The following is an 11,916-nucleotide window of genomic DNA, read 5'->3' on the forward strand; positions in this document are numbered from 1 at the left end:
AAAAGACAGGTCTATGGCTCCTCCTTGTCGTCCACGGCCTTCAACGGAGGTTGCCCCGAATCGCGGTTCAACTCCACATAACGGCTGGGCGACATGCCGTAGAAATCGCGGAAACTGTTAGAGAAATGTGACAGCGACGAAAAACCGGCTTCATAGGTCACCTCGGAAATCGAAAGGTTTTTCGTGACAAGCAACGAAGCGGCATAGCGCAACCGGGCTGTTTTGAGGTAATCGCTCGGATTCTGGTTGGTGAGTTGCTTGAATTTGCGTTGCAATTGCGAGCGGCTTACCCCGATTTGCCGGCTGAGGGTCTCGACCGAAAGATTGGGGTCGGAGATTTGCTCTTTGATAATCTGGTCGATTTTCTCGAGCATTTTTTCATCGACCGATTTTATCTTGATGTCCTCTTCCCGCAACTCGTGTTTTCCCTCGTATTTTTCCTTGATCGAGCGCCGCAGCTCGATGAGCTTGCGCACCCGGGTTCTCAGATGCGTCACATTGAACGGCTTGGGGATATAAGAGTCGGCGCCCACTTCCAGCCCCTCGATACGCTGCTCGATAGCGGTTTTCGCCGTGAGCAGAATCACCGGGATATGGCAGGTTTTCTCGTTGGTCTTTATCTTCTTGCACAATTCGATACCGTCCATCTCGGGCATCATCACATCGGTAATCACACAGTCGGGCAATTCCTTGATGACGAGTTCGAGCCCTTGCAACCCGTCTTCGGCCTCAAGCACTCGATATTCACGCCCCAGAATCTCTCTCAAATATTTGCGTATCTCTTTGTCGTCTTCCACCACCAAGAGTTTGTAGCGGAACATCGAGGCGGCTCCTTGCAACGGTTCTTCCTGTACCTCCTCTACAAAATCCTGCAAAGCGGGCTGCACGAGCGTGGCCAAGCTGTCTTCCGAGGCCTCGGTCTGCATCTCCTCTTTCTTCAAATAATCGTTGTTCAGCGGCAATGTGACGACAAACACCGCCCCACCAGCCGAGGAATCTTCTACATAAATGCGCCCGTGGTGTATCTCCATAAGGCTGCGGGAGAGGTGCAACCCTATGCCCGTACCCATTTTATTGCGGTTGTTCTTTGTAGGTATTTGATAGAACCGATTGAATATCAATTCCCGCTGCTCGGCCGGGACACCCTCGCCAGAGTCGGCGATACGGATTTTCAAGTCGCCGCCGTCCTTCCCTATCTCAATTGTTACCTTCCCGCCCTCGGGGGTGTATTTAAACGCATTGGAAAGGACATTGAACACCACCTTGTCCAATTTTTCTTGGTCGATCCAAACCGTGGGCAAGCCCGGCTCCACATGTATCTCGAACTGTATATGCTTCTCCTCGGCGATGTTGTCGAACGACGAAGCTATCGCCCGGAAGAACGTATCGACATCGGTGGGCACGGTCAACAGCCGCACCTGCCCGCGATCGAGTTTCCGCATTTCCATCACTTGGTTGATCAGCCGCAAAATGCGTTGTCCGTTCTGGTTAATCATTTTATACACATTTTGCAAAGGGCCCTCGGGAGTCTCTTTAATGAGCGCCTCTATGGGCGAGAGAATCAAGGTCAAAGGAGTTCGGATTTCGTGCGATATATCGGTGAAGAATTGAAGTTTGGACTGCATGATGAGATTGTCGTTCTCCTTTTGTATATCTACTTTCTTGCGGCGGATACGGCGCTCCATCATGTAGACAAACAGGCACAATGCGGCCAAGACACACAAGAGATAGAATGTCTTTGCCCACCATGTGAGCCAAAATGGGGGCGTCACGACAATCGACAGGCTCCGCTCTACCGGTTTGGTTCCCGGCAAGAAAGCCCTCACCATAAAGGTATATGCACCGTGATTCAAATTGGTATAGGTCGCCAGACGGCTACCGGTCGGCAAGGTGCGCCACTCGGTGTCGAAGTTGTCCATCTTTACTTGATAGACGACCTTCTCGGGCGAATTGTATTCCAAGGCGGCAAACTCGATCGAGAAGCTCCGTATGTCGTAGCCTATCTTTATCCGCTCCGTCGCATTGATATTGCGTTTCAACACAGCGGCCTCATCATCGCCCACCTTTATTTTCTCGTTGTAGAAATAGAGGTTGGTAAACATGAGGTGCATCAATTCATGCTCGGCATGAAGGGCAAACGGATAAAACGCCGTAAGACCGACTATCCCGCCGAAAAACATCTCGCCCGTCTTTGAGCGGAAGTGCGCCCCCCGCCTAAACTCGTTGTTCTGCAAGCCGTCGGAGGTGTAAAAATTGGAAAACGTGTGGCTTTTCACATCGTAAAACGATAGCCCCAGCGACGTGCTTATCCACAGATTTCCACGATCGTCGATTTCTATCCCGGCGATAGAGGCGTTGGACAGGCCGTCGGCCTCGGTATATAGCAAGGTGGTGTCCCTCGTCAAGTCGATATAGTGCAAACCGCCTTTCGTGCCCACCCAAACGTTGCCAGCCGAATCTTGCGCCACGGCATAAATGTTGTTGTTTTTCAGCTTCCCGTTTTCGACATTGTAGTCACGAAACTGGCCGGTTTTCTGGTCGAAACAAGCGATGCCGGCACTGCTGGTACCAATCCACACCAAACTGTCACTCCCGAAGAGAATCGTATGCACCGAGTTGCTGGGTATCTGATTGCCTTTGGACAACATGTCGTAGGTGTAGCTTTCGAGTTTTTTCGTGTCGTGGTTATACAGGCACAAGCCGTTTTCGTTGGTTCCTATCCAAAGGGTTCCATCGGTATTTTCCTCGATAATGTAAATATCTTTTATCTCTCTCCCTCCGGTCTGCAACCGTATGCTTTGGAAACTGTCGGAGCGCTCGTCATACAGAAACAGCCCGTGCAAATAGGTTCCCAGCCAAATGCGCCCGCGGCTATCCTCAAAAATCGTCAGCACCACTCCGGCAGGCAGTTTGTCCGCGGTATAGTGGCGATCCACTTCACGGTCGGCGTTCAACCGGTATATCCCGTCGCCGTCGGTTCCTATCCACACCCTGCGCGACGAGTCCTCGAGAATGCTCAGCACACACTCCGACCCGATATTCAACTCGGGGTGAAAGAAGTTCAATCCCCAGTTATGGAAAATACGTTCCTGCTGGGGTACCATCAGAATACCTTTCTGGTACAGCACAAGCCACAAATTGTCTTGCCGGTCTTCGAGTATCCCATGCACCTTGGCGTGATGCATGTCGATGCTGGTCAAATCGGAATCATATGTGCTCACTTCCCGAGTGCGATAATCGAACTTTTTAAGCCCGTTACCGTCGGTTCCTATCCACACATTATTGTCCTTTCCTTCTTTCAAAGTGAAAGCCCCCTTGACCGAAGGGATATAATTGCGTATAAACTTCTTGGAAGAATAGTCAAAGAGGTCTATTCCGCCATCGATCATGCCTATCAACATGTTGCCATCGGGCAACTCGACAAACGAAAACACTTTGTTGCTCGACAAGGAGTTCACATCGGCAGGGTCGTGCGCATAATTCACAATCGTGTGTGTCTCCATATTCAACACACTTATTCCGTTGTCCTGCGACCCGATCCATATATTCCCAAACCGGTCTTCGTATATCGTGTTGATTTTATCGGAACATATATTGCTGTTGGTAGGCAAATAGTAGACCGGGCTATGCTCGTCGCCCTTCAAACAAATGGCGCCGGCCCGGCTGGTCGACAGCCAAATGTTCCCACGGCTGTCTTCGATAATGCAACTCACATAACTGAAATCGGTTATATACGGATACGAGAAATGCACCGTCGAGAACCTGTCGGTTTCCCGGTCGAGCCGTTGCAAACCGCCCGTCGTGCCCACCCACAGATTGCCCTTGGTATCGTCGTAAATCGACAAGACCGAATTGTTCCCGAGCGAGGTCGTGTCGTCCAAGACGTGATAATAGGTCTTAAATTCCACCCCGTCGAAACTGTTCAATCCATTATCGGTACAAATCCATATAAGCCCCGTGCGATCCTGATAGATGCTATTGACATGGCTATTGGACAATCCCTCCTGCAAACCATAGAATCTATCGGTATTGGCGGCAACCGGAAAGACCGTGAAGTATAATAATATTAAGAAAATTGTTTTATATATCCTCATCTAAATAAAAATCCTCTTAAAAAAACACATCGGCGTGTTTCAAATACAAATGTAATATTTTTTATTCAAATATAATAAATGTAGCAACCGGGCTACAAATCTTTAACTCTTCGCTACATTTTTACAAATGTCCGTCCCGATACGAAAATAGTAATAGGTATATGTGCAAGCCATAAAGAGAATAAGCGACTATTTTTGACATACGAAATTTCCCGGAATTTCAATCGCAAGAAAAATAAAATAACAGTGCAAAAACAAAAATAATTATTACACACAATCTAATCATGGAAAAAGAGATTCTAACCAAAAGACACACAAGGAACAAAACGAAACGTTTTCTTGTCTTCTTGTTGCTTTTCGTGGCTTGCAGCAGTTCTGTATTTGCCCAGTCGAAAACCATTTCGGGTGTTGTCACTTCGGCAGGAGAACCGCTAATCGGAGCCAGCATCGCAGAAAAAGGAACAACCAATGGAACCATTACCGACATCGAAGGCCGCTTCTCCATCAAAGTAGCGCCCAACGCAACCCTGCAAGTATCCTACTTGGGATATGAGACCCGGTCGATAGATGTAAAGGACCAAACGTTTTTAGACATCGAACTGCAAGAAGCCGTCAACATGCTCGATGAGTTTGTGGCTATCGGTTACGGTGTACAACAGAAGAAATTGATCACAGGCGCTACCGTGCAGGTCAAAGGCGACGACATCGCCAAGCTGAACACGGTGAATGCCCTCGGAGCCTTGCAAAGCCAGACTCCCGGTGTGAACATTACCAAACAAAGCGGTAAACCGGGCGAAGGATTCAAGGTGACGATTCGTGGTCTCGGAACAATCGGCAACTCGGCACCTCTTTATATTATAGACGGTGTACCCAACGGCGACATCGGCATGCTGAACCCCTCGGACATCGAGTCGGTCGATGTATTGAAAGACGCCGCTTCGGCCGCTATCTACGGTGCCCGCGCCGCCAACGGTGTAATCTTGATTACGACCAAACAATGGAAAAAGGGAAAAGCCTCTATCCAATACGACGGCTACATCGGGTTCCAGAATTTGGCCAAAACAGCCACTCCGCTCAACGCCGAGCAATATCTGGAAATCCTGAACGAAGCCGGCTATGACCGACAATATTTCGCCGACCGTATCCCGGAAAGCATTCTGGAAGGTGTCGACAACGGTACTTTCAAAGGGACCAACTGGCTGAAAGAAATGACTCTCGAGAACGCCCCTCAAATGGGACACGCCGTGAATGTGACCAGCGGCGGTGACATTTCTACTTTCTCGTTTGGTTTCTCCTACACCTCGCAAGAGCCGGTCATCGGTTTGGAAGAGCCTGAGATAAAACAGATGTATGAACGCTACACCCTGCGGTTGAACTCGGAACACAACATTATCCGCAACGGCGACCGCAACATACTTACCTTCGGTGAAACCTTGACCGCCGGTCACACAAGCAGCACGGGTCTGGGTATGGGAACCGGAAACCTCTATTGGAACGACGTGCGTAGCGCCTTGGCCGGAAACCCGTTGCTCCCCGTCTATGACGACGAAACCGGAGATTATCACAAACCCCTCGAAGGCCTCGATTATCAGTCGGTCAACCCGATTGCACAAATGGATTACCTGCGTTCGCGCGTGAACAGCAAAAACTACTCGATTCGCGGTAGCCTCTACCTGATATTCGAGCCGATTAAAAACTTGAAATGGCGCTCGACCTTCGGCTATGCCTACAACGGCGGCACCAGCCGGGAATATGTTCCGGTGCATTACCTCAACTCAGTGACCTTCGAAGATCTCGACAAAGTGACTCAAAGCTCGTGGAACGGATTGCAATGGAGTTGGGACAACACGGTATCGTATGATTTCAAACTGGGCGACCACAAGTTCACCGCTTTGGTAGGTAACTCGCTCGAGCGCTGGGGCTTCGGCGAGAACTTGGGAGGCTCGAACAGAGGCTCGGAATTTAACTCTTTTGAATTTGCCTATCTGAACAATGTGAAAACCGTAGCCAGCGGGACAACCACAGTGACCGGCTCGCCGTGGGACGACGGTGGTCTCGTCTCGTTCTTCGGCCGTGTCAATTACGACTATGCCGGCAAGTACATGGCCAGCGTGACCATGCGCGCCGACGGTTCGTCCAACTTTGCCCGTGGACACCGTTGGGGCTACTTCCCCTCGGTATCGGCCGGTTGGAATATCCACGAAGAGAACTTCTTCAAAGAGAATGTCAATTTCATGGACCAATTGAAAATCCGTGCCAGCTGGGGTGAAAACGGTAACTGCAACATAAGCCGTCTCGCCTATCTCGAAACAATCGCCATCGGCGGCGCATCCAATGCCGCTATCTATTACTTCGGCGAAGACAAATCGCAATATGCCATCGGTGCATATGCCGACAGAATCGCCAATCCCGACCTGACGTGGGAAACTTCCCGCCAAACCGACATCGGATTGGATACCCGCTTCTTCCAAAGCCGATTGGGATTCTCGTTCGACTGGTATGAAAAACTGACACTTGGCTGGCTCGTTCAACCCACAGGATTGGGTATTTGGGGTACAGCGGCTCCCTATATCAACGGCGGTGACATCAGAAATACCGGTGTCGAAATCAGTTTGGACTGGACCGACAACGTAGGCGATTTCAGTTACAGCATCAAAGGCAACATGTCGTACAACCGCAACGAAGTACTCAGCATCGACAATGACCAAGGATTCATCAACGGTACTTCAAACATATTGACCCACAACACCACTTATCTGGCACGCGCCGAAGTAGGGCAACCGTTGGGCTTCTTCCACGGTTACAAGACCGACGGTATCTTCCAGAATCAAGAGCAGGTAGACGCATACATCTGGACCGATCCCGAGACTGGAGCCACTCAAAAAATCATGCCCGACGCTCAACCCGGCGACGTGATTTTCAAGGATTTGAACAACAACGGCGTTATCGATGACGGCGATAAAACCTTTATCGGCGACCCGCACCCCGATGTAACCTACGGACTCTCCATCACGTTGGGATACAAAGGATTTGACTTCGCGGTTACAGGTTACGGAGTAGCCGGCAACCAAATTGCCAAATCGTACCGCAACAATACCAATACCACCTTCGACAACTATACGACCGAAATCTTAGGCCGCTGGCATGGCGAGGGTACTTCCAACCGGTTGCCCGCAATCGACGGAAGCGCCATCAACTATGGCTATGTATCGGATTTGTATATCGAAGACGGCGACTACTTCCGCATCAGCAATGTCACGCTGGGATATGATTTCACCCGCTTGTTCAAGTCGAAATATATCTCGCAACTGCGCCTGTATGCAAGCGTGCAAAATCTCTTCACCTTCACCAACTACTCGGGCATGGACCCCGAAATCGGCTATGGAGGCGGCGACGATTGGACCTCGGGTATCGACCTCGGTTACTATCCCGGAGCCCGCACCTATATGTTTGGTGTCAACCTCAAATTCTAATTCAAATTTCAAAACACGTTTAATCTGCAAAAAGAATCAACGATATGAAAAAGATATTGTATTTTATAATCGGTGCCATGTTGCTCACCAGTTGTGAAGATTTTCTCGACTCGAGCAACAAAACCAAAAAAGACTCGAGCAACTTCCCGCAAACCGAAGCCGATGTCTCGCAACTGCTGACGGGTGTATATTCCATTCTGGGTCGTCCCGAGCCGCTCGGAAGCCTCTTCTTCGTTTCCGAACTGATGTCGGACGACCGCTTGGGCGGCGGTGGCACCGACGACAAAAGCTGCAAAGCCATAGACCAGTTCAAGAAAGACGGCGACGACACATTCAACAACCCGTGGCGCGCCATGTACTTCGGGGTGTATCGCAGCAACTACCTGTTGTCCAGCTTGGACGATGTGGAATGGAACAGCGAGGAGTCGAAAAACAAAATCCTCGGCGAGGCTCATTTCTTGCGGGCTTATTTCTACTTCGACCTTGTCCGCATGTTTGGCGAAGTGCCTTTGATGATCGATCCCGAGCCGGTCAACATACCCAAATCGCCGGCTTCCGAGATCTATGCCCAAATCGCCACGGACTTGAAAACCTCCATCGAGTTGTTGCCCAGTGTAAAATTCCAAGACATAGACCGCGCCAAAGACCTCGGCCGGGTAACCAAGTGGGCGGCCGAAGCCTTGATGGCTCGTGTATTCCTGTTCTACACAGGATATTACAGAACCGACGCTCTGCCCCTGAACGACGGCGGCCAAGTGACCAAAGACCAAGTAGTCACTTGGATTGTCGACTGTATCGAAAACAGTGGCCACGACTTAGTGGAGGACTTCCGCAACCTGTGGGCCTACTCCTATGTGAAAGATTACAAATACACGGCCGACAACAACCTCGAATGGGTGGGCGACGGCAGCAAAGAGACGGTGTTCTCCATTAAATACTCGGCTTTGGCCAATGACTGGAACTCGCCTCAACAAAAGAGCAACCAAATATGCCTCTACTCGGGTTTCCGCAACCAAAACTACACCAAAACATTCCCCTTCGGACAAGGCTGGGGCATGGGTACGGTCAATCCCAAAATCTATGAAGACTGGGATCCCAACGACCTGCGCCGCGACGCCTCGGTTCTCGATGCAAGAAATACCGACGAGGTCGCAGATTTCGATTTCGGTGGAGGCAACCAACAGGACCTCACTTGCTATTGGCAAAAGAAATACATTCCCATAAACGTGTGGACCGACGAGACGAAAACCGACGTATATAATTTCAGCCACGAATTGTACAGCATGACCGGTACTGATTACCAACGCGACAACATTCAAGACTTGATTCTTATACGTTTCTCCGATGTATTGCTGATGGCTGCCGAGCTTGGAGCGCCCAACGCCCAACAATATCTCGACCGGGTAAGAAACCGTGTAGGGCTGGCATCGGTGCCTGTCACCCTCGAAAACATCAAAGCCGAACGCCGTTTCGAGCTGGCCTTTGAGGGCGTGCGTTACTACGACTTGTTGCGCTGGCACGACGAGGACCTGATTACCATCAACCAAACCGGTATCGTAACCTACAACCGCCGTGGCCAAGCCAATGCCGAGACAAAATCGATTACATTCCGTAAAGAGACCGGCGGATTCCTGCCTATCCCGCAAACTCAAATCGACTTGTCGGGTGGCGTGCTGACTCAAAACGCCGGCTGGGAAGGCGGAGACATCTATCTGAATTGATAACTCCTGTCAACCGCATATTGTCGTCATACCGAACCTAAAAGAAAATGGGAAATTACGCAACCAAGTTTCTATTTGTCCTGACCGTGACACTCTCTATTTCGTGCGCTTCGAGCCACAAAATAGACGAAAACGCCCTTGCCTTATCCGACAAGAAAGCCTCGGCCGAAACCGTGGAGCTATACCTCAAACTGCAAGAGAACTTAGAACGAGGTATCATGCTCGGGCATCAAGACGCTTTGGCCTATGGCAACAACTGGTTCTTGGACGAGGGGCGCTCCGATGTAAAATCGGTGTGCGGCGATTATCCGGCCGTATTCGGCTGGGACATCGGCGACATAGAAAAAGGGAATTTGGCCAACTGCGACTCGATTCCATTTACGACCCTCGCAAACTATGTGCACAAGGTGGAACAATGGGACGGTATATCGGTATTCACTTGGCATGCGAGCAACCCCGTCACAGGGAAAACCGCCAATGATTGCAGTACACAAAATGCGGTCAAACAGGTTATCGAAAATGATTCGGTTCAAAAGAAATTTCTTGCTTCGTTGGACAAGGTTGCCCAGTTTCTGGGCAACCTGAAAGACGAGGCGGGAGAACCGATTCCGGTGATATTCCAGCCATTCCACGGCCACGACTCCGACACCGCTCTATGGTGGAGCACCACTCAATGCTCGGCCAGTGACTTCAAGAATCTTTGGAAACTGACCGTCAACTACTTACAAAACGAGAAAGACGTGCACAACCTATTATACGCCTACTCGGTTTACAGCAATGACCCGGCCGACATATTGCCGGCATACTACCCCGGTAACGATTTTGTGGATATCATCGGCATCAATTCGCTCCTATTACAAGGCGACGGTTGCAGCGGACGCGAATTTATACAAGAACTCAACGAGGGCATCGCTTTCGTTACTCAATTTGCAGCGAAAAATAAAAAAATAGCCGCCGTCACTTCGACCGGGCTGGAAGGGATAAAGATATCCGATTTCTTTTCGAAGTATCTCTATCCTGTCATTTCACAATACAAACTGTCGTTCGTGCTGTTTGAAAAAAACGCATGGAACCAAGAGAAGCACTATTTCATACCGGTTCCGGGACATCCGGCCAGTGAAGATTTCATTCGCTTTGTCTCTTATCCCGACATTCTTACTTGCGACGACATCAAAAAATAACACTCACGATAACACACAAAAGGACTATGAAACCCACGAATATAAACAGACGAAATTTCATTAAAAAAAGCGGCATGCTCTTAGCGGCCACTTCTGTACCCTCGTTTTTACAGGCTGGGGAGAAACAGCCTACCCTCTCGATCAAAAACCAAAAAATCGCAATCGACAGCCAATGGGACGTGATTGTGGTAGGTGGCGGCCCCGCCGGCTGTACCGCAGCTACCGCCGCCGCCCGTGAAGGAGCCAAAACCTTGCTCATCGAAGCGACAGGCCAACTGGGCGGCATGGGTACTACCGGAATGATTCCCGCTTGGTGCCCCTTCTCCGACGGAGAAAAAATCATCTACCGGGGATTGGCCGAGAAGGTATTCCGCGCCGCTAAAAAAGGGGTACCCCATGAACCGGCCGATAAACTGGACTGGGTATCTATCAACCCCGAGCAACTCATGACCGTCTATGACGATATGGTCTGCTCATCGGGTGCGAAGGTATTGTTTTTCTCCCGCTTGGCCGATGTGGAAATGGCATCGGACGACACCATCGAGGCCATTATCGTCGCCAATAAAAACGGGCTGACGGCGTTCAAAGCCAAAGTATTCGTCGACTGTACCGGCGACGGAGACCTCTCGGTATGGGCCGGAGCCAACTATTTCATGGGCAACAACAGCGACCAAGTGCAGCTCTCCACCCTCTGTTTCTCGGTGGCCAATGTCGATTCATACGGCTACACGACAAATCCCAACCTTTATTGGGAAAACAAGGATAGCCCCATTCACGACGCTTTGAAATCGGGCAAATACCCGTTGATAGACCAACATAGCTGCAACAACCTCATCGGGCCGAGTGTGGTGCAATTCAATGCAGGGCATATCGCCATGACCAACTCGACCGACCCGTGGCAAATATCGGACGCCATGGTGAAAGGGCGAAAGGTGGCCGCCGAATACCTGCGCATGCTCAAAGATTATCAGCCGCAAGTGTATGGAAACGCATTTATCGTCAAGACCGCTTCGTTACTGGGAATACGCGAAAGCCGGCGCATCGAGGGCGACTATGTGTTCACGATTCAAGATTGGTTGGACCGCAAGAGCTTCGACGACGAGATTGGCCGGAATTGCTACTTCGTGGATATACACATCAAAGGCTACGAAGCCAAGCATTACGGACGAGGCGAGTCGCACGGTATCCCCTACCGGATACTTACCCCCAAAGGCATAAAGAACTTGCTGACAGCGGGACGCTGCATCTCGACCGACGAGGAGGCTTTGGGCAGTTTGCGTGTCATGCCCCCTTCGCTGGTCACCGGCGAGGCCGCCGGTCTGGCCGCAGCATTGGCTATCAAACAGTCCAAAAACGATGTTCACAATATAGATGTCGATTTCCTGCGCAAACGGCTGCAGGAAGAAGGACAATATTTCAAATAATATCGTCTGTGTCGATAAACCTA

At 50.4% G+C, this 11,916-nt stretch carries 5 protein-coding genes; 4 read left to right on the forward strand and 1 reads right to left on the reverse strand.

The window, feature by feature from the left end; translation table 11 throughout:
- Window positions 1-11: 11 nt before the first annotated feature.
- Window positions 12-4,094 carry a hybrid sensor histidine kinase/response regulator transcription factor gene (locus HMPREF9448_RS00195; protein WP_008860673.1) on the reverse strand — a complete coding sequence of 1,361 codons (4,083 nt, stop codon included), beginning with the start codon at window positions 4,092-4,094 and terminating at the stop codon, window positions 12-14.
- Between the two features lie 284 nt (window positions 4,095-4,378).
- Between HMPREF9448_RS00195 and HMPREF9448_RS00200 the strand changes: the two genes are divergently transcribed.
- The 4 genes from HMPREF9448_RS00200 to HMPREF9448_RS00215 are packed head-to-tail and all read left to right on the forward strand — an operon-like array spanning window position 4,379 to window position 11,893.
- Window positions 4,379-7,567 (forward strand): SusC/RagA family TonB-linked outer membrane protein, encoded by a 3,189-nt coding sequence (locus tag HMPREF9448_RS00200; protein WP_008860674.1) that lies wholly within the window; start codon window positions 4,379-4,381, stop codon window positions 7,565-7,567.
- 44 nt (window positions 7,568-7,611) lie between these two features.
- Window positions 7,612-9,288, forward strand: a complete 1,677-nt coding sequence (locus HMPREF9448_RS00205) for a RagB/SusD family nutrient uptake outer membrane protein (protein ID WP_008860675.1) — start codon at window positions 7,612-7,614, stop codon at window positions 9,286-9,288.
- 47 nt (window positions 9,289-9,335) lie between these two features.
- Window positions 9,336-10,469 (forward strand): glycoside hydrolase family 26 protein, encoded by a 1,134-nt coding sequence (locus tag HMPREF9448_RS00210; protein WP_008860676.1) that lies wholly within the window; start codon window positions 9,336-9,338, stop codon window positions 10,467-10,469.
- A gap of 26 nt (window positions 10,470-10,495) precedes the next feature.
- Entirely contained in the window at window positions 10,496-11,893 is a 1,398-nt protein-coding gene (locus HMPREF9448_RS00215; RefSeq protein WP_040295797.1) for an FAD-dependent oxidoreductase, read from the forward strand.
- Window positions 11,894-11,916: the final 23 nt, after the last annotated feature.

This window comes from Barnesiella intestinihominis YIT 11860, assembly GCF_000296465.1.
Taxonomy (GTDB): domain Bacteria; phylum Bacteroidota; class Bacteroidia; order Bacteroidales; family Barnesiellaceae; genus Barnesiella; species Barnesiella intestinihominis.

Bases quoted from the DNA above. Each gene is read 5' to 3' on its own strand.
- HMPREF9448_RS00195 (WP_008860673.1), bottom strand. From the start codon at position 4,094: ATGAGGATATATAAAACAATTTTCTTAATATTATTATACTTCACGGTC.
- HMPREF9448_RS00205 (WP_008860675.1), top strand. From the start codon at position 7,612: ATGAAAAAGATATTGTATTTTATAATCGGTGCCATGTTGCTCACCAGT.
- HMPREF9448_RS00215 (WP_040295797.1), top strand. From the start codon at position 10,496: ATGAAACCCACGAATATAAACAGACGAAATTTCATTAAAAAAAGCGGC.
- HMPREF9448_RS00210 (WP_008860676.1), top strand. From the start codon at position 9,336: ATGGGAAATTACGCAACCAAGTTTCTATTTGTCCTGACCGTGACACTC.
- HMPREF9448_RS00200 (WP_008860674.1), top strand. From the start codon at position 4,379: ATGGAAAAAGAGATTCTAACCAAAAGACACACAAGGAACAAAACGAAA.